This is a genomic window from Streptomyces sp. NBC_01474 (genome assembly GCF_035918215.1).
Lineage (GTDB): Bacteria > Actinomycetota > Actinomycetes > Streptomycetales > Streptomycetaceae > Streptomyces > Streptomyces aureus.
Genome location: NZ_CP109449.1, coordinates 9,127,197 through 9,146,334, shown reverse-complemented (window position 1 = coordinate 9,146,334; position 19,138 = coordinate 9,127,197). Strand labels below are relative to the sequence as shown.

Here is a 19,138-nt window from a genome sequence, read left to right as displayed (position 1 = left end):
TGTCCTTACGCCGTGGTACCCAGCGGGCGGGCCCGGGCGATCAGGAGGGCCACGTCGTCGTGGTCGTCCTGATCGCGCAGTGCGACCAGGAGGTGGTCGCAGACCTCGTCCAGGGACCCCTGCGGGTCGGAGAGCAGAGCGAGCAGGGTGTTGATGCGGGCGTCTATGGCGTCTGAGCGCGTCTCGATCAACCCGTCGGTGTAGAGGACGAGTTGGTCGCCGCACTCCATCTTCACTGTCGTCTCCTGGAAGGCGATGTCGCCCACGCCGAGGGGTGTTCCCGAGGGCAGGTCGAGGAGTTCGGGGCGCCCGCCCGGTCTGACCAGGATGGGCGGCAGGTGGCCCGCGACGGCGATCCGGCAGTCTCCGCGGTGCGGGTCGTACACGGCGTAGATGCACGTGGCGAACGCGGGGTCGAGTTCGGCGGCGGTGTGGTCGAGGTGGCGGAGCACTTCGGCCGGTGCGAGGTCGAGGTCGGCCAATGTGCGGGTGGCTGTGCGTAGTTGACCCATGGTGGCGGCGGCGTTGATGCCGCTGCCCATGACGTCGCCGATGACGAGGGCGGTCTTGTCGCCGGCCACCGGGATGGTGTCGAACCAGTCGCCGCCGATCTCGCTGGCCGACTGGGCCGGCTGGTAGCGGTAGGCGATCTCCAGGCCGGGCCTGCGCGGCGGCCTGGGCGGGAGCAGGTGGCGCTGGAGGGTGAGAGCGGTGCGGCGTTCGCTCTGGTACGAGCGGGCGTTGTCGATGGCGACCGCCGCGCGGGCGGCCAGTTCGCCGGCCAGGACGACATCGTCCTCGTCGAACGGCAACTCGTTTCTCGCGCGTCCCAGGTCGAGCGCGCCCAGTACTTCACCGCGCGCGATGAGCGGCACCGCCAGATAGGAGTGCAGTCCCGCGCGGGACAGGACCCGGGCGGACTCCGGATCGGGCGCGATGCGCTCCAGGTCCGCTTCGCTCACGTGTTGCACCAGGACCGGGCGCCCTGAGGTCACGCACTGGGTGATGTACCGGTCGGCCGCGTAGCTGGCTATCTGCCCGGGGGTGTCGGCGGCGTGGAGCGCGTTGGTGGAGTAGGCCGCGGTCACCGCCAGCGCCCGGAACAGAGTCGGCTCTCCGGCGGCCCGGGTGGTCTGGCGCCGGCCCTGGAGCACGGCGTCGAGGATGTCGACCGCCGCCACGTCGGCCAGCTCGGAGACGACCACCGACGCCAGTTCGTGCGCGGTCTGCTCGACGTCCAGCGTGGTTCCCACGGTCGTCGACGCGTCGGCGATGACGGCCAGGCGCCGGCGGGCCCGGGCGGCTTCCTTCGAGGCCCGGTGCTGCTCGCTCACGTCCACCACGGAGATCGCCAGACCGAGTACCCGGCCGGCCTGGTCGTCCAGCCGGTAGTAGGACACCGACCAGGCATGTTCCACGTCGGCGGCGCCACCGGGGCGACCGACGGTGAATTCGTTGAGGACCGGGGTGCCCGTGGCCAGGACCTGGCGCATCGTGGACGTGATGGCTTCGGTGTCCAGGAACGGAAGGGCCTCGCCGACGCCGCGGCCGATGTGCTGCTCGGCGGGCAGGGCGTTGATGCGTTCCAGCGCGGGGTTGACCAGCACGTAGCGCAGGTTCGTGTCCAGGACCGCGAGCCCGATGGGCGACTGGGCCACGAGTTGCACGGACAGCGCGAGGTCCCTCTCGACGCGGCGCAAAAGGGCTCGGTCGCTGGCGATGCCCAGGGCGTAGACGTCTCCGAGTTCGTCGTGGAGCCGCATGTTGCGGAACTCCACCAGGCGGGTGCTGCCGTCCTTGTGACGTACGGGGAAGACGCCTGCCCAGCTCCGGCCGCTCTCCATGACCTCGGCGAACAGGCCGAGGACGAGGTCGACGTTTTCCGGGGCGACCAGGAGCTGAGCGGCCCGCCGTCCGAGCGCCTCCTCGGCGGTGAAGCCGAACAGTTCCTCGGCCTGGGGGCTCCACAGGCTGATCCGGCCCTCGGCGTCGACCATCACCGCGGCAACCGCCAGGGCGTCCAGAAGGCCGCCGGGCTCGGATACCGTGCCCGCCGTCAGGCCCGTCCGCGACGAACCGATCGCATCCATCCAGACACCTCCCCAGAATCGCCGGGGTCCGAGGGACGGCTGAAGAAGATCAGCCCGGTTCGGGATGTCATCGACTCCATCGAGGACGAGTATTTTGTCAGCCGGAGCCCCGGCGTGTGGTGCGGTCCAGATTCTCGGCCATGCTGCCTCCAGACTCCCCACGGCATTTTATGCCCCTTTCCCGGGGAAGGTCATGTTTGCTTCCTCCACTGCTGGTGGGCCACGACCATGCCGGGCCGGTGGGCTATCGGGCGCCGATCATCGCCAAGCTGTCGACCGCGGCGGGGGACAGCCGCGATTCCCGCAAGCCGGACAGGGGCATCCAGGTGACGGCGCTCGTGGAGTCGTCCGCCTTGATCACCGCGAGTGGGCCCGGCTTGACGTCGACGCGGTAGAAGAGCCCCACCAGATGCCAGTCGATGCCGAGCCGGTGAGCGGTGTACGCCCGCGCGTCGACCAGCCGGGCGTCCAGGAGTTCCAGGCCCGTCTCCTCGTACAGTTCGCGCCCCAGCGTCTCGTGCGGCTGTTCCCCCGGGTCGATCCCGCCACCGGGCAGGTGCCACCGGCCGGGCTCGAAGACCGGTGAGCTGTCCGCGAGTTGGGTCAGCAGCAACTGCTCCTCCATGACGGCGATCGCATACGCCGAGACTCGCGAACGCATCTGACCTCCTACGTTGCACCACTGAGGACCTCACCGTCCCCGATGACGGCCGGTGCAGGGGAACAACCTATCGATCACGCGCCCCGCGCGGTCAGGAATCACGCTGAACCTACAGAGCCCGCACAGCGCGTCAACGTGACACGCCGATCCACCACGTGCGGGTGTCCTGTGCGGCCATGGCAGAACATGGCACATCCCGGCTCGTTGAGATACCCGAGGACGTCCTCGGGTTCCTGTCGTGGCGACGGCAACCGGTGCACACCCCGAGGGCAGGCCTCCATCACGGCCCCCTCCTCTCCCTCACCGGGTACGGAGGGGGCCATTCTCTTCGTCCCGCCCGGTGGGCCGGCCCATTGGGCATCAGCCGATCGGCTGACCCCGGTGTCGTCCGTAGGGGTACGTAGCCGCAGACGGCAGGCCGACCGGTGAGGGCGTGCCGCGACCGGAGAATGGACTCCGGAACGGAGATCGGAGGCGCCCCGTTCCTTCCCTACGGACTTGGAGCATCGAGATGCACGACCGCGACCGCCGACTCCTGGAGGCCGCCCGGCGCGGTGACGCCGCCGAGGTGCGCGCAGCCCTCGACGCCGGCGCCTCGGTGGAGACCCGCGACGAGGAACTGCGCTCCCCACTGCTCCTTGCCGCTCTCAGCGATCACGTCCAGGCCGCGCGGGTCCTGGTCGCGGCCGGAGCGGACCCGGACGCCCAGGACCGGCGGCACGACAGCCCGTGGCTCGTCACCGGCGTGACCGGCAGCGTCGCGATGATGCGCGTCCTCATCCCGGCGAGCCCGGATCTCACTCTGCGTAACCGCTACGGCGGCGTCTCGGTGATCCCCGCCAGTGAGCGCGGCCACGTCGCGTACGTGAGGGCGGTCCTCCGGGAGACGGACATCGACGTCAACCACGTCAACGATCTCGGATGGACCGCGCTCCTGGAAGCCGTGATCCTCGGCGACGGAGGCCGCGCGCACCAGGAGATCGTGCAGCTGCTGCTCGCGGCGGGCGCCCGCCCGGAACTCGCGGACGCGGACGGCGTCACGGCCCTGGAACACGCGGAACGCCGCGGCTTCGACGCGCTCGCGGCGCTGCTCAAGGCGGCGGCATGACGGCCCGCGCGCGCGGTGTGCTCGGGGCATTGGCCGTCGTCCTCCTCGCGGCGGGGTGCACGGCGACCGGCGCCGCCGACTCCACCGCGTCCTCGCCCCCGGCCTCCACCGTCGCACCCTCGGCGCCGGCGCCCGCGCGGACCGCTCAAGGCACCCTGCTGGTGGCCGACTTCGGCAGCGACACGGTCACGTTCGTGGACCCGGATCGCGGCACACTCGACTCGGTGAAGGTGGGCACGGCACCGTACGGGCTCGTCGTCGGCAAGGACGGCCGAGGCTGGGTGGCGACGGCCGAAGGGGTGGCCGTCGTCGACACCGAGACACGCGAGAACGTCGGCCGCATCCCGTACACGACGGAAACCGGCCCCGCCACGACCGGCGAGTACCGCGGCGGCGGCATGGGCATCGCCCTCGCGCCCGACGGAAAGCATGTCTACGTGGGTGTCAACGTCCCGGACAGGAACGGGGTGTTGGAGGTCATCGACACGGTGACGCGGAAGGTCACGGACACCGTCCCGGTCGGCCGTCGCCCCTTCGATGTCGACGTATCGCGGGACGGCGGCGAGGTGTACGCCACCGGCCACGACTCGTTCGACGTGACCGCCGTACGCGCCGACACACACACCCCGCGCCGGTTCGAGGTCGCGCCGTACGGCACGGAGGGCGGACTCGGCTCGTGGCTGAAGCCGCACTACGCCGCCGTACGCGATGACGGGAAGCTCCTGCTGCCCTTCGAGGGCGAGAAGCTGGCCGTGCTCGACCCCCGCACCGGCAAGGTCGCCGTCGAGCCGATGACCGCCGACACGCACCAGCACGGCGCCCGGCTCACCCCCGACGGCACCCTGCTCGCCGTCGGCACGGGACCGATCAGCGCCGGGGACGACGACGCCTCGCTGACGATCCGTACCGCCGACGGGAAGGAGCGCGTCGTCCCCCTCGACGGCCCGCACGAGGACGTCGCCGCGTCACGGGACGGCCGCACCGCCTATGTCACCGGGGGCTTCACCCGGGACGGGTTCTGGGACGGGATCACCGTCGTGGACCTGGAGAGCGGGGACACCCACCGGCTGCCCGCAGGTCATCGGCCACTGGGCATCGCCGTACTGTGACCGGGCCGCGCCCCATGCGCGTCCGACCCTAGACGCGGACCGGCAGCGCGATCGGGTAGGTGCCGTCGCCCGCGAACCCGACGCGCTCGACGGCGTCCCGGTCGACGGCCAGCTTGAGGCTGTCGCGCCGCAGGAACAGCTCGTCGATGATCACCTCGGTCTGGAGGTTGGCGAGCGCGGCGCCGATGCAGCGGTGCGCGCCGTGCCCGTAGGCGATGTGCCCGGCCCCGCGCGCCGCCTCGCGTGTGAGGTCGAGCCGCGTGGCGTCGTCGAAGGTTCCCGGGTCGCGGTTGGCGGCGAGCAGACCGCTCGTGACGCCCTCCCCCTGGCGTACCAGGACGCCGCCGAGTTGCACGTCCTCGGTGGCGTACAGGGTGGCGCCGACCCGCACCGCGGACACGTGACGGAGCAACTCCTGGACGGCGCGCGGCAGCAGGTCGCGCTCCGCCCGCAGCCGGGCTGCTTCCTGCGGGTGGTCGAGGAGGGTGAGGACCGCGTCGGTGATGAAGAAGGCGGGCGGTGCGATCCCTGTGTTGATCAGCAGGAAGACGAGCGCGATCATCTCCTGGCGCGTGAGGCGCTGCCCCTCGGACGCCGCCGCGCTGGAGCGCAGCAGATCGGAGACCAGGTCCTCCCTGGGCGCCGGACCACGGAGGTCGAGCAGTTCGCCGATGTACTCGGCGAGGTGGTCGATGCCGGGCAGGAACCGGTCCGGCTCACCGGACTCGTAGTCCCGGATCCAGCCGCTCACCTTCGGCCGGTCGGCCGCGTCCACGCCGATGATCTCGCAGATGACGTCCGTCATGACCGGGTAGGCGAAAGCACTCAGGAGGTCGAACTGGTCGCCCTTCGCGGCAAGTTCACCGGTCACGTCCTGGACGATGCGCTCGATGCGCGGACGCAGCGCGGAGATCCGGCGCGGCGCGAAGGCCCGCATCACGTGCGTGCGCAGGCGAGTGTGCTCGGGCCCGTCGACCATCACGAGGATCTCCAGATACTGCCGGTACTCCGGCGGCAGCCCCGCGTCGTCGAGCAGTTCCGCGCCCACACCTCCGCCCTGCGCACCCGGAACCCTCGCCAGGTCCCGCACGAAACGGGTGTCGCCGAGCGCCGCCTTCACCACGTCGTAGCGCGTGGCCAGCCACACGGGGGTCGTGGTCCCCGGGAGCGTCACGCGCACCAGCGGCACGCCGTGGCCGTGCGACGCCTCGTCGATCTGAATGTGGGTCAGTTCCAGTGGTGCGACGGCCGGATCGGTCATGTCCTCACTCCGTTTCGCGAGCACGTATCCCCTGACGTGATCTCGGTCGCCAGCATCCAATAGAACACGGGTACGGGTGGATGGCGTGACCACTTCGTGATCCGAGGGTGAGCCTCACGCTCAGCGGCCGGAATCACCTCCGGAGAGCCGCTCGACGACCAGGGACGTCCTCGCCGACTTCCGCTGGGCGGCCTTCTGTTCGCGTGCGGCGTCCCGGACGCGTACGGACGCCTCGTCCGCCGCCTCGGCGGCGGTGCGCCGCTCCTCCTCGGCCTCGCCGAGCCGAGCCGTCAGGAGCGCGACGCGTTCGTCCGCCGCGGACCGGCGGGAGGTGGCCTGCTCGTGCTCCTCCTCGGCCCGGCGCACGTCGTCGTCGCGGCGGCTCGCCTCGGCCGCGGCCGCGGTGGCCGCCTTCATCGCCTCCTTGAGGCGGGCGCGGCGCTTCTGCTCGGCGGCGTCGGGGGCCTTTCTGCTTGCGGAAGCCGGGGCGGGCTTTTCGGGCTTTGCGTCCTTCTTCGGCACCTGCGCCAAAGGCGACGTACCGGGGAAGTCCGTGGACACGGCGGGGACCTTCGTGAGCCTGCCGGTGGCCCACTGCTCCGCGACCTCCGGGTCGGCCAGCGCCGCGTGGAGGATCTGTTCGACCTCGTGCAGAACGCTCGGGCTCACCGGCTGGCCGGCCTGCCGGGCGAGGCCACCCGCCAGTCGCGCGAGGCCCGCGATCACTACGTGCTGCTGGTGATTGAGGGCCCGGAACTGCTCCGGGTCGAGCGTACGGTGCGCTTCCCGCAGCGCCTGTGCGAGCTCGAGGAGCTGCCCCGCCTCCTCTTTCTGCCGCGCCAGCAGGTTCGACACCCAGGCGGCGAGGGTCGGCTTGTGGAAGGCAGCAATCCGGCGCGCGGTGGCCGCGTCACCGGCGCGTTTCGCCTCGACGACCTGCGCGTTGCGCGCGGCCGTGAACTGGACGGGCGGCAGGCGGTAGAGCTCCTCGGCGGCATCATCTGCATCCACATGTCCACTCTGCCCTGCGGGCGGCGCAGGCGGCCGAGACGCGCCGGTCGCCGTGGTTCGCCCGCCACCGCGCCGTCGCGCCGAGCACCGGCGAACGTGTCGCGCTCGGCGCGAGGCCAGTACACGGTCGACAGTCAGGCGGCCGGCCCGCTCCCACGTGGGCTTGCCGCCGGGCACACCCCGTTCTCCTGCTTCGCCGATCGCGACCAGGGACAGGGCCGTCAGGACGGCCCACCCGCGAGCGCGTCGGGATCACGGCCCCGTCGGCACCCCACAGGCTCCCCCATAGGCGTCAAAGCCGCAGAGTCAGGAGCGGCAGCCAGTGGTACTGCTTCCTACTTATTGCTCAGAGTTGAGCAAGGGTCGGATATTTCGCTCTCCGCACTGGCAGAGTTGCCGGGTGCTGGAGTCCTGGTCCATGGGCAGTCCGGACCGTTGGCGATCGGTACGTTCCTGGAGTATCTGCTTCACCCGCGCGTGCGGGGTGTACAGGGAGATATCGGGATCTCCGTCTCGCTCCAGGATGTTGATCGCTCCGGCGTGGTCTGCTTGCCATACCGCCGTGCACTGGGTGCACTGAAGCCGGTCCCCTTTGCGGACACCAAGGATGTCCGTGAAGGGGACGACTTGCGAGGTATAGGCAGCGTTGACCAGCCGCACCGCAGAACCTCTACGGCCCGATACGGTTTCCAGCGCCTCAGCAGTGATGCCCTTGGTCCAGGCAGCCAGGCGCCGGTTGGTGTTCTTCCCCAGCTTCTTACGGCCGGCGAATACCTTGGTGAGGTCTTCGGCCACGATCACCGCGGCCTTGTCGACGACCGCGTGGACGGCCTTGAAGGTCAGGTCACGCACTCGCGCCTGGCAGGCGTTCGAGCGTCGGTCGCGCTTGATGGTGCCGAGGTTGTTGTCCCGAATCCGCTTCGCCTTGGCCAGGTCGCCGCGCTGCTCGGCCTTCTCTGCCAGGGCGCGAAGCCTGGCGCGTCGCTGGCCCTTGACCTTGCGGTGATCGGACTCGTCGGTGAGGAGCTTGCCGAGCTCTTGGCCGTGATGTTCGCCATCGGAGTCGGTCAGGGCCTCGGTGTAACCCTTGTCCACGCCGACCTTCCGGTCCCCGCAGGGGCGCTGGGATGACTTCATGCCGGCGGCGTCGATGGCATAGTGCACCTCGATGCGACCACCCCGGAGGATCAGCCGCAGGGTGCCCGCAGGCGCCACCGTCGTGTTGAGCGGGATCTTGACGAGCTGTCGGCGCTCCAGGCCGGGCACGGCGAGCCAGATGTTGCCGCCCTCGGTGAGGGCGAACGTCTTGTACTGGTCGGAGCGCACGACGATCTGGTTCGCGGTCTTGTTCCTCCCGCGCCGCCAGTGCTTGCGCATCATCCGGCACAGGTACGGGTCATCCGTCCACTGGTCTCGCTTCAGCGCGGTGAACAGTCGCTTGCGCTCCGCTTCGTCCACGCCGAGCTTTGCCACAGCGCGGCGGACCTTGACCTTCGCGGCCTCACGGTTCGCGGTGATGTCGGCGACCGCGTCACGTACGGTCTCCTTCCACGCGTTCGCCAGCACTCCGAACCCGACCGCAGTGCCGTCGGCCATCCACGTATCGCGGACTGTACGGTCACGCACGCCGACACCGGCGATGGAGCCGTACGATCGCCACACCCTGGAGCGCACCACGCCGAGCCGTATGGCCTGCTCTTCGAGCTGGGCGTACTTCCCGGCGTTGAGGTTCTCGCTGTAGGCGATGCGGGTGACCTTCACCGGCCACAGCCGGTGAGTTCGCCCTTCAGGGTCTTCTCGTACTTGCGCAGCCCGTAGAGGCGGCACGAGAAGGTGTGCACGATCGCGAGCAGGTCCTGCACCATCTCCTCCTGCGGAGACAGTGACTCCTGGTTCGCGACCAGGATCGTGCAGCCATTCTTCTCGGCCACGTACTCCAGGTACTCGAACCCGAAGCGGGCAAGCCGGTCCTTGTGGGCTATGACCAGCGTTCCGACCTCGCCCCGCTCGATCGCGTCCATGAGGGCGAGAAACTTCTTGCGCTTGAGGTTCATGCCGCCGCCGATCTCGCGGACCCATTCGTCCACGGCCAGACCACGACCTCGGCAGAACTCCTCCATCGCCGTGACCTGCGACGCGAGATCGTCCTTCTGCCCAGGTGACGAGACCCGGCAGTACACGATCGTCCTGCGGGTCAACTCGTCGAAGCCCGGATGCAGCATTTTCCGCACATCGGCGTCGGTGAAGTACCGCTGACCGGACGCGGTACGCGCAACGGTGATACGGCCCTCCCGCTCCCACCGGCGCACTGTGGAAGCAGAACGGCCGATCCGCTGCGCGAACTCGCCGATCCGGTACATATTGATCAGTGTACGCAACTCTGGATAACAGTGGGCAAGAATCAGGAACTGGATCCCGCCTCCTTGCGCAGCAGGTCCGGGGCGCGTGGCGTACGTGGCAGACGTACCGCCAACTCGGCGCCCAGCCACCGCAGTTGGTTGCCCCAGACCCTCGCCGACTGGTGAGGTTCCAGCCCCGCCAGGTCCGGACACTGCTCCTTGAACAGCGATCGCACCACCGCTTCGCCGATGGCTTCGCCGACTGCTTCGTCTTCGTCGATTCACTCGTCGATCGGCTCGTCGATCGGCTCGTCGATCGGCTCGTCGATCGGCTCGTCGATCCTGTGGTCAGTCATCCGGCGAGTCTGTACGACCGGCGAGGCGGTCGCCCGCCTCCGTGCGCCGGTAGACCACGCGTCGCCCCACTCTCGTACCGACGACCATGTCCGCATCGCGCAGGACGGCCAGGTGGCCGCCGACGGTGCCGAGCGACTGGCCCAGGTGCGCGGCGAGTTCGCTGCTGGTCGCCGGGCGTTCGAGTTCGTGGAGGAGGGCGGCGCGGCCGCTGCCGATCAGCCGGTCGAGAGCCCGCGGTGCCCGCGCCCGCCCGGTCCGCTCGGCCGTACCGCGGGCCGGGTACACCAGGGCGTACCGGTCGGGAGGCGCCTCGGCCAGCCAGGTACCGCTGGTCACGCAGACCGGGACGAACAGCATTCCGCCCTCGCCGACGACGCAGTCAGGACCTGGCTGGTCACTGAAGCGGATCCCGTCGGCGCCGACCCAGGCACTGCGCCGGTTCATGTGCTGGAGCGCCCTGGGCCAGCCGTACGCGGCGAGCAGCCCCGCCCGGTATGTGACGTCCCGCTCCAACAGGGCGCGGCGGCGCGGCCAGTCCGGCGACACATGCGTCGTCCACACCTGCCGGAAGAGGTCGGCGGTCCGGGCTCCCCACCCGTGCCCGGTCAGCCACTCCAGGTCGTGCCGCTTCCAGCTGCGGGCCACCGCCGCGTCGAGGTCCGCGCGGATGTCGTCGTCACGGGCCGCGGCGACGGCCTTCAGTTCGTCGGCGAGCGTGGTGCGCATTCCGCCGGACGGCGGGCGGCTCACGTACCCGGGGAGGTACTTGGTCGAGCAGATGAGTTCGACCATGCCTCTCGCGAACGGATCCGCGTCGAGCGTGGCGTGGAAGGCGTCGTGGTGGCGGGTGTACCAGGGGGTGAGCCACGGGTCGGAGCAGGGCTTCATCAGGACGCTCATCGACCCCAGCGTCTCGGCGCTCGGCGACAGCGCGAACCGGGACTGTGACAGGGCCATCGAGCTCAACCGCAGCAGCACCATCTTTCGCCTCCTGCCGAAACGTTAGCGTGCGCGCCCACGGCTGCCCACACTCGGGCCGGTGCGTTCCTCCCTCCTCCAACAGGCCGCGTTCCGCTCGTTCTTCGCCGGACGTCTGGTGTCCCTGCTCGGCAGCTCGATGGCTCCGGTGGCGCTTGCCTTCGCCGTCCTCGACGCCTCGGGCAGCGGTCACGACCTCGGTGTCGTGCTCGCCGCCCACATGCTTCCGCTGCTCGCGTTCCTGCTCGTGGGCGGCGCCGTCGCCGACCGGTTCCCGCGCCGGACCGTCCTGGTGACCGCCCATCTGGGGGCGGCGTTCACGCAGGGCGCCGTCGCCGCGCTCCTGCTGACCGGGCGCTACTCGCTGCCGCTGGTGGCCGCCCTCGAGTTCCTCAACGGCGCGCTCGCCGCCTTCACGACCCCGGCGCTGCGCGGCATCGTCCCTCAGCTCGTGGCCAAGTCCCTTCTGCGGCAGGCGAATTCCCTCCTCGGTTCCGCGAGCAACGCCACGAAGATCCTCGGTCCGAGCCTGTCGGGCGTGCTGGTCGTGACGGTCGGGAGCGGGCCCGCCATCGCGTTCGACGCGTTCACGTATCTCGTCGCGGCCGGATTCCTCGCACGGCTGTCCCTCACCAGCACCTCGGGGGCGTCACGGCGAAACACGGTGTCGGCCGACATCCGCGACGGCTGGAGCGCGTTCCGTGCGATCCGGTGGGTGTGGGTCGGCACGCTGTCCTTCTGCCTGCTGAACCTCGTCCAGACCGGTACGTGGCAGATCCTCGGCCCCCAGCTCACCCGGCAGCTCAGCGGCGAGACGACCTGGGGTTTCGTGCTGAGTGTGCGCGGTGTCGGCATGCTGGCGTCGAGTCTGCTGATGTACCGGCTGGTGGTACGGCATCTGCTGCGGTTCGGGCAGCTGGCCGGGGTGCTGGGCGCACTGCCCCTGATCGCGCTGGGGGCGCAGGTGCACGCCCCGTGGCTGATCGCGGCGGCGTTCGTCGCGGGGCTCGGTTCCTCCGTCACCGCGGTCGCGTGGGACACCTCGCTCCAGGAGCACGTCCCCGCGCATGTGCTGTCGCGCGTCTCGTCCTACGACGACCTGCTGTCGTATGTCGCGATTCCGGTCGGGCAGCTCTGCGTGGGCCCGCTGGCCGAGGCGTTCGGCGCGTTCCGGGTGACCGCGGTCGCCGGCGCCGTCTCCGCCACGGCCACGCTGATACCCCTGGCCTCCAGAGCCGTACGCCGACTGCCCCACGCACAGCCCGACACCTCCGCACCCGCCGCGGACTCGTGCCCGGCTGCCTGATGGCCCGCCGGATCACCGGCGGTCCGCGCCAGGGCCAGGTCCGGGGCGGAAGCCCGGTGCCTGCTGGTCGCGGCCGTCCCGGGACCGTTCAGATCCCGCGTTCGCGCGCCGTCGACGGCGGCGCTCCGTCGGGGTGTGCGCCGGCCCGGTCCGTCATGGGGTGGCCGTCGAGAAGCGGGCGGAGCAGGTGGCGGGTGGCTACGCGTTCGATGACGAGGAGCGCGATGTCGTCGTTGAGCTGCCCGTCGGTGTGGGCGAGCAGATCGCGGTGAATGTGGTGCAGAAGGGAGTCGGGGCCGCCGCCGGGAAGGGACGGGAAGGGGGCGAGCCGCTCGTCGAGCGGGTAGAAGGCGCCGGTGGGCGAGCGGGCCTCGATGACGCCGTCGGTGTACAGGACGAGGTAGTCACCGGCCGTGAAGGTGAAGCGGTCGGCACGGAGCGGGGCGTCGGGCAGTACACCCATGCCCAGGGGTGGCACGGAGTTGCGTGAGGTCAGCTCCGTGACCTGGTGCTCGCGCACCAGCAGCGGCGGTGGATGGCCGCAGGTCACCATCTCCGCGTGATTGCCCTCGTCCGGGATGTCGAGCACGAGGGCGGTGACGAAGTGCTCTCCGGCGTCGTGCTCGGTGTCGGCGACCTCCTCCAAATTCCGGGCGACGCTGTCGTCCATGGCCGCCACCAAGTCGGTCAGCAGAGCGTGGCGGTGAGCGCCCTCGCGGAACGCCCCGAGCACGACCGACGCCTCACCGATGGAGGCGAGGCCCTTGCCGCGTACGTCTCCGATGACCACGCGGGTGCTGGGGTGAGCGGCGCGGGCGACCGCCAACAGGTCGCCCCCGATCTTGGCCTCGTCCCCCGCGGCCAGGTACAGCCAGGCCACGCGCAGCGGACCGACCCTGCGGGGCGGCGGTCTCAGAAGCACCCGCTGCGCCGCCTCGGACACCGACCGCACCCGGTTCAGCTCCTGACGGCGCCGTTCTCCCGCACGGCAGAAGATCACGATCAGCACGGAGAGCAAGGTGATGGCGATGATCTGCGAGATGTGGTTGGCCGTGGTGAGACCGCCGTGCAGCACCGCTATCAGGATCTGGGCGCCCACGGCCAGGAGTCCGACCAGGGCGGTCAGCCGGGGGCCGGCGATGGAGGCGGTCAGGGCCGGCGCGATGACGAGCAGCGGGCCGAGATGGACATCTGTCGGTGAGTGGATGTCCACCAGGGTGATCACCACGATCAGACCGAGCGGAACAGCCACCGGACCGCGGCCCGATGGCCGCTCCAGGAGACGATCCACCGACCATCGCCGGACTCTCACATGGGAAATTTTATACCCGCGTGACGTCGGCGCCCTGTCGCACGGACGACTCACCGGCGCCCAACACACCCCCTGCGACCTGCGCGAATACCGTGCACACCCAGCACGCCACTCCCCCGGCGCGGGTGTGCCACTCAGGTGTTCCCACACCCGCCTTCAGGACGCGGGCCGCCGCCGACCACCCAAAAGGGAAGTAAAACTGCTCAGCTCAAACTGGACAGGCAAAACTGTCGAATCTACGGTGGAGGCATGAGCAAGCACGCCGGGACCCCGCCACCCACCCGCCAGGGGCTGACCCGCCCATGAGCAAACCCGACATACCCGCACCGGCGGCCACCGGCCCGGCGGCAGAGTCCGACCCCGGCGAGCACGACGCCCCGGCGCGGCACTTCGACCGCAGGCTCATCCCGCCGATGGTCCTCGGCGCGGTCCTCAACCCGATCAACTCCACGATCATCGCCGTGGCCCTCGTCCCCATCGGGGCCGCGTTCGGCGCGCCTCCCTCGCAGACCGCGTGGCTCGTCTCGGCGCTCTATCTGGCCACCGCTCTCGGGCAGCCCGTCGTCGGACGGCTCATCGACCTCTTCGGACCGCGCCGCCTCTTCCTGATCAGCACGTCCCTGGTCGGCATCGCGGGCATCGCCGGCACGCTTGCCCCCAACCTGGGCTCGCTGATCGCCGCACGCGTACTGCTCGGCTTCGGCACCTGCGCCGGATATCCGGCCTCGATGTCCCTGCTGCGCAGCGAGGCGGAACGGACCGGTCGCGACAGTCCCGGCGCCATCCTCACCACCCTCGCGGTGGCCGGCCAGACGATCGCCGTCATCGGCCCCTCCCTCGGCGGGCTCCTCATCGACGTGGGCGGCTGGCGCGCCACGTCCGCCCTCAACATCCCCCTCGCGGCGGCCGCCCTGATCCTCGGCGCACGCCGGCTGCCGGCGCAGGCCCGCCCGCGCCGCACCGGCGGCAGGTCCATCGCGTCCGAGCTGGACCTCCCCGGGATGGCTCTCTTCGCCGCGCTGCTGTTCTCGCTCCTGCTGTTCCTGATGAACCTGCACGCCGACACGTGGTACCTGCTCGCCATCGCCGCCGCGGCGGCCGCGGCGTTCGCGGTACGTGAACTGCGCGCCGCCGTACCGTTCATCGACCTCAGGGTCCTCGCCGGCAACACCCCGCTGCTCACCACCTACGGCCGGGCCCTGGTCGCCTACGTGGTCTCGTACGCCTTCCTCTACGGCTTCACACAGTGGGCCGAGGAGGGCCGCGGGCTCTCGCCGTCCCAGGCCGGCCTCGTACAGCTGCCGATCTTCCTCACGGGTATCGCCGTCTCCACCCTCACCGGCCGCCACCAGGCCATCCGCGGCAAGCTGCTCATCGGAGCCGTTTTCCAACTCGCCGCCTGCACGCTGCTGTTGAGGCTCGGCGGCACGAGCCCGATCTGGCTGCTCCTCGCCGTCGCCCTGATCTTCGGCGTGCCCCAGGGACTCAACAGCCTCGCCCTGCAGAACTCGGTGTACTACCAGGCCGACCCGGAGCGCATCGGCACCTCGTCCGGGCTGCTCCGCACGTTCATCTACCTCGGCTCGATGGTCGCCTCCGCCGCCTCCGCGACCGCTTTCGGGCAGCACGCCGACACAGGCGGGATGCACCAGCTCGCATGGTTCATGCTCGGCGCCGGCGCGATCTTCCTGCTCCTGACGGTGTTCGACCGGGGGCTGCGCCGCGTCGCCGCCCCGGGCTCCCCCTCCTGACCCGGGAGGTCGTGGCCCGGGAGGTCGGCTACCGTGCCCCGATGACCACTACAGCGATCGGCACGGACTTCAACACCCCTATCGAAGAACGCTACTTCGAGGACTACGTTCCCGGGTCCAGCCATGTGTTCGGGAGCGTCACGGTGACCGAGGAGGAGATCCTCCGGTTCGCGGGCGAGTTCGATCCGCAGGACATCCACACGGATCCCGAGGTCGCGGAGCAGGGCCCTTTCAAGGGTCTGATCGCGAGCGGCTGGCACACCGCCTCCCTGATGATGCGCATGTACGCCGACCACTACGTGAGCAAGGTCGCGAGCCTCGCCTCGCCCGGCGTCGACGAGTTGCGCTGGACCCGCCCCGTGCGGCCCGGTGACAGCCTGTCGATCCGTACGACGGTGGTCTCCGCACGTCCCTCGCAGTCCAAGCCCGACCGCGGGATCGTGCACACCGGCATCGAGGTGTTCAACCAGCGCGGCGAAACCGTGCTCACGCTGTCCGCGATGAACTTCCTGCGGCGCCGGACGCGGTGACGGGGCGGGCCCCGGACCCGACAGGGCCGCCGAGGCCCGGACGGGCAGCACCCTTCTCGCATGCTGGAAAGGCCGGTGCACACACCACCGGCCTTTCTAGGGTGCGTACATGTCGCCTGCTCTCACCCGAGTCCTCCCGCCTCAGCTCGCCGCCCGCGCCGCCACGGTCACAGCCTCGCCCGTACGGGAGATCCTCGCCCTCACCGCGCGGCCCGAAGTCATCTCCTTCGCGGGCGGGCTGCCCGCACCCGAACTCTTCGACACCGAGGGCGTGTCCGAGGCGTTCCGTGCGGTCCTGGACGAGCAGCCGAAGGCGGCGCTCCAGTACTCCACTACCGAGGGCGACCCCGGTCTGCGTACGGCCGTCGCGGCCCGCGTCGGCGCGCGTGGCCTGCCGACCGCCCCCGACGACCTCGTCATCACCACCGGGTCCCAGCAGGGACTCTCACTGCTCGCCTCCGCGCTGATCGAGCCGGGCGACGTCGTGCTCGTGGAGAACCCCTGTTACCTCGCCGCGCTCCAGGTCTTCGGCTTCGCGGGCGCCCGTGTGGTGCCCGTGCCGGACCTCGCGGACCTGGACGACATCGTCCGGCGCGAGCGGCCGAAGTTCTTCTACACCGTCCCGAACTTCCAGAACCCCACCGGTCGCACCATGAGCGACGCACAGCGCGCGTCGGTGGCCGAGGTCGCGGCCCGGCGCGGGATGTGGATCGTGGAGGACGACCCGTACGGCGAGCTGCGGTACGAGGGTGAGGCGACCGGCTGGATCGCTTCGTACCCGGGGGCCGAGGACCGGACGGTGCTCATGGGGAGCTTCTCCAAGGTGATGGCCCCCGGCCTGCGCATCGGCTGGCTGCGCGCGCCCGCGGAGCTCCTTCGCGCCTGCGCCGTCGCCAAGCAGGCCGCCGACCTGCACACACCGACGGTGACCCAGCTCGCGGCAGCCCGCTATCTCGCGGACCGTGACCTCGACGCGCACATCGCCACGGTCAGGGAGGCCTACGGGGCGCGGCGTGACGCGATGCTCGCGGCCCTTCCGGACGCGCTGCCGGACGGCGCCGAGTGGAGCCGTCCGCAGGGCGGGATGTTCCTGTGGGCGCGGCTGCCGCAGGGCGCGGACGCGACGGCTCTGCTCCGCACGGCCATCAGCCACGACGTGGCGTACGTGCCCGGGGCCCCCTTCTACGCGGGCGAGCCCGACCCGGCCACGCTGCGCCTGTGCTTCGTCAGCGAGACGCCCGAGGTGATCCGGAAGGGCCTCGGACGGCTGGGGGCGGCGCTGCGGGGGTGACGCGGACCGTCGGTCACGGACGGTCCGCGGGCCCCTCCGACGCCGGCTCCGTGCCACTGTCCGGGCGCGGTCGGGGTGCGAAGACCGTGAACCGGGCGCCCTCGGGGTCGAGCAGGGTCACGGAGTCGCCTGTCGGGTCCGTGTGCCGGCCCATGACCGCTCCGCCGCGCTCCACGGCGGCCCGGGCGCACGCCATGGCATCTCGGACGGTGAAGCGGACCTGCCAGTGCGGCCGCACCTGCGGGTCGGGGGCCGATCCCGGCGCCCCACCGCCGAGTGTGGCCACCGGCTGCCCCGCACACACGAGGACGATCTCCTCGTGCTCGTACCGCACGTCGCAGCAGCCCGGGCTCGTCCACCCGAGGACTTCCCCGTAGAAGATCGCGGCGTCGAACGCGTCGCGCGTGACGAGGCGCAGCCACAGGGGCGCCTCCCGGCGCCACGCGCCGAAGTTGCGGAGGAGCGCGCCGGCCCAGATCCCGAATACGGCGCCGGCGCGGTCGGACACGAGGGCGGCCCGCCCGGTGGGGAAGCCGATCGGACCGACCCCGACCGTGCCGCCGCGCTCCTGTACGCGGCCGGCCGTCTCGTCCGCGTCGGCCACCGCGAAGTAGGGCGTCCACGCGACGGGAACCTGCAGGGCCGGAGCGACCGCTCCGATCCCCGCCACGGCCCGCCCCTGCGCGAGCGCCACCACGAACCGCTCACCCAGCGTGCCCGCACGGAACGTCCAGCCGAGGACAGCGCCGTAGAACGACTGCGCGGCCGACAGGTCACGCGCAGCGAGGCTCACCCAGCAAGGAGAACCGAGGATCGCGTGGTGCGACGTGGCGTCGTCCGATCCGGTCCTGGAGATCAGCTTGCTGCTCATGAAAGGCCGCCCCCTTTCGCCCTGGGGGCTCGGTCAGTGCCCTGGCGGCGACCGGGTACCCGTAACACCGCGTCCGACACACCACGTCCTGGAGGAACACCGTCCGCCGAGCTCCGATGACCTGCCGTGACGTGGCGCCCGCCGAGTCGCATCCGGGCACGTGCGGCCGGAGAATCGTAGTGCAGTCGCATGTCGATACTTCGGACCGGAGGCACTTACCTGCGAGCGGCGTACCGCTCCTGATGGATGCCGGCGCCCGTTCCCGCGGCCCGCGCCGGCACACCGTTGAGGAGCGAATCCCGATGCTCACAAACATCACTGCGGTCGCCACCCAGCGCCGTCGGACCTCGCGCCACGTCCACGACGACTGCCCCGACACGACGGCGGCCTTCGGGCGCGTGGCCGGTCTCGCCGAGGGACCCGAGCGGGATCTCCTGTGCGAGGAGCTCGTCGAGGCATGGCTGCCCATGGCCCACCGCATCGCCCGCCGGTACCGCAACAAGGGTGAGAGCACGGAGGACCTGGAGCAGGTCGCGGCCATGGGACTGGTCAAGGCGATCAACCACTACCAGCCCGAGCGCGGCCCCTTCCAGTGCTACGCCGTGCCCACCATCACCGGCGAACTGCGCCGGCACTTCCGCGACCGGATGTGGGACGTGCACGTGCCCCGCCGCGTACAGGACCTGCGCAACAAGGTCCGCGCGGCCCGCCGCGACCTCACCGAGCGCCCCGGCAGCCCCGAGCCCGGCATCAGCGCCATCGCCGCGTACGCGGGGCTGAGCGAGGCGGAGGTCCGGGACGGGCTCAAGGCGATCGAGAGCTACAGCGCGCTGTCCCTCGACGCGGAGCTCTCTCCGTCCGGTCACGACGGACAGAGCCTCGCCGACGCGCTCGGCGCACCCGACACCGCGTACGACCTCATCACCGACCGTGAAGCCGCGAAGACGGGGCTGCGCCACCTTCCCGAGCGCGAGCGCGCCATCCTCTACCTGCGTTTCTTCGAGGGCATGACGCAGGCCCGCATCGCCGAGAAGTTCGGCATCTCGCAGATGCACGTCTCCCGCCTCATCCATCTCAGCTGTGCACGGGTACGCGCCGAGGCGGGGCGGGAGTACGGGGCGGCCGACGGCCTGCCGGCCGCCTGACACCTGGCGCTCCGCCCG

16 protein-coding genes are annotated in these 19,138 nt (G+C 70.8%); 7 read left to right on the top strand and 9 right to left on the bottom strand.

Annotated features, from left to right (window positions below):
- Positions 1-5: 5 nt before the first annotated feature.
- Positions 6-2,090 (bottom strand): SpoIIE family protein phosphatase, encoded by a 2,085-nt coding sequence (locus tag OG758_RS41850; RefSeq protein ID WP_326714657.1) that lies wholly within the window; start codon positions 2,088-2,090, stop codon positions 6-8.
- 244 nt (positions 2,091-2,334) lie between these two features.
- Complete coding sequence (locus tag OG758_RS41845; RefSeq protein ID WP_326714656.1) at positions 2,335-2,751, bottom strand: NUDIX domain-containing protein; 417 nt, start codon at positions 2,749-2,751, stop codon at positions 2,335-2,337.
- Positions 2,752-3,262: 511 nt separating this feature from the next.
- On the opposite strand from OG758_RS41845, the gene OG758_RS41840 reads away from it, so the two are divergent.
- Together OG758_RS41840 and OG758_RS41835 are read left to right on the top strand one after the other, a co-directional pair.
- Positions 3,263-3,859 carry an ankyrin repeat domain-containing protein gene (locus OG758_RS41840; protein WP_326714655.1) on the top strand — a complete coding sequence of 199 codons (597 nt, stop codon included), beginning with the start codon at positions 3,263-3,265 and terminating at the stop codon, positions 3,857-3,859.
- Positions 3,856-4,968 (top strand): YncE family protein, encoded by a 1,113-nt coding sequence (locus OG758_RS41835; protein ID WP_326714654.1) that lies wholly within the window; start codon positions 3,856-3,858, stop codon positions 4,966-4,968. The genes OG758_RS41840 and OG758_RS41835 overlap by 4 nt, the downstream gene beginning before the upstream one ends.
- Positions 4,969-4,996: 28 nt before the next feature.
- Here OG758_RS41835 and OG758_RS41830 read toward each other — a convergent pair whose 3' ends face one another.
- From OG758_RS41830 to OG758_RS41810, 5 genes are all read right to left on the bottom strand, one after another.
- Complete coding sequence (locus OG758_RS41830; RefSeq protein WP_326714653.1) at positions 4,997-6,229, bottom strand: cytochrome P450; 1,233 nt, start codon at positions 6,227-6,229, stop codon at positions 4,997-4,999.
- Positions 6,230-6,349: 120 nt separating this feature from the next.
- Positions 6,350-7,240, bottom strand: coding sequence for a hypothetical protein (locus OG758_RS41825; RefSeq protein ID WP_326714652.1), 891 nt, complete (start codon positions 7,238-7,240; stop codon positions 6,350-6,352).
- A gap of 339 nt (positions 7,241-7,579) precedes the next feature.
- Complete coding sequence (locus tag OG758_RS41820; RefSeq protein ID WP_326714651.1) at positions 7,580-8,806, bottom strand: transposase; 1,227 nt, start codon at positions 8,804-8,806, stop codon at positions 7,580-7,582.
- A 191-nt stretch (positions 8,807-8,997) separates the two neighbouring features.
- Positions 8,998-9,600 carry an IS607 family transposase gene (locus tag OG758_RS41815; RefSeq protein ID WP_382631423.1) on the bottom strand — a complete coding sequence of 201 codons (603 nt, stop codon included), beginning with the start codon at positions 9,598-9,600 and terminating at the stop codon, positions 8,998-9,000.
- 327 nt (positions 9,601-9,927) lie between these two features.
- Positions 9,928-10,917: a helix-turn-helix domain-containing protein gene (locus tag OG758_RS41810; protein ID WP_326714650.1), complete on the bottom strand. Its 990-nt coding sequence runs from the start codon at positions 10,915-10,917 to the stop codon at positions 9,928-9,930.
- Between the two features lie 58 nt (positions 10,918-10,975).
- On the opposite strand from OG758_RS41810, the gene OG758_RS41805 reads away from it, so the two are divergent.
- Entirely contained in the window at positions 10,976-12,220 is a 1,245-nt protein-coding gene (locus tag OG758_RS41805) for an MFS transporter (protein ID WP_326714649.1), read from the top strand.
- Between the two features lie 88 nt (positions 12,221-12,308).
- Here the strand turns inward: OG758_RS41805 and OG758_RS41800 are convergent, their stop codons facing one another.
- Complete coding sequence (locus tag OG758_RS41800) at positions 12,309-13,532, bottom strand: PP2C family protein-serine/threonine phosphatase (protein WP_326714648.1); 1,224 nt, start codon at positions 13,530-13,532, stop codon at positions 12,309-12,311.
- Positions 13,533-13,945: 413 nt separating this feature from the next.
- Here OG758_RS41800 and OG758_RS41795 point away from each other — a divergent pair, with 413 nt between their 5' ends.
- From OG758_RS41795 to OG758_RS41785, 3 genes are all read left to right on the top strand, one after another.
- Positions 13,946-15,283, top strand: a complete 1,338-nt coding sequence (locus tag OG758_RS41795) for an MFS transporter (protein ID WP_326716212.1) — start codon at positions 13,946-13,948, stop codon at positions 15,281-15,283.
- A gap of 41 nt (positions 15,284-15,324) precedes the next feature.
- A complete protein-coding gene (locus OG758_RS41790) occupies positions 15,325-15,813 on the top strand; it encodes a MaoC family dehydratase (RefSeq protein WP_326714647.1) in 489 nt (162 codons plus the stop codon).
- Positions 15,814-15,922: 109 nt separating this feature from the next.
- Entirely contained in the window at positions 15,923-17,104 is a 1,182-nt protein-coding gene (locus tag OG758_RS41785) for an aminotransferase-like domain-containing protein (protein ID WP_326714646.1), read from the top strand.
- 13 nt (positions 17,105-17,117) lie between these two features.
- Here OG758_RS41785 and OG758_RS41780 read toward each other — a convergent pair whose 3' ends face one another.
- On the bottom strand, positions 17,118-17,975 hold the full coding sequence (locus OG758_RS41780) for a VOC family protein (protein ID WP_326714645.1): 858 nt from the start codon (positions 17,973-17,975) through the stop codon (positions 17,118-17,120).
- Positions 17,976-18,277: 302 nt separating this feature from the next.
- On the opposite strand from OG758_RS41780, the gene OG758_RS41775 reads away from it, so the two are divergent.
- Positions 18,278-19,120 (top strand): SigB/SigF/SigG family RNA polymerase sigma factor, encoded by an 843-nt coding sequence (locus OG758_RS41775; RefSeq protein WP_326714644.1) that lies wholly within the window; start codon positions 18,278-18,280, stop codon positions 19,118-19,120.
- Positions 19,121-19,138 lie beyond the last annotated feature (18 nt).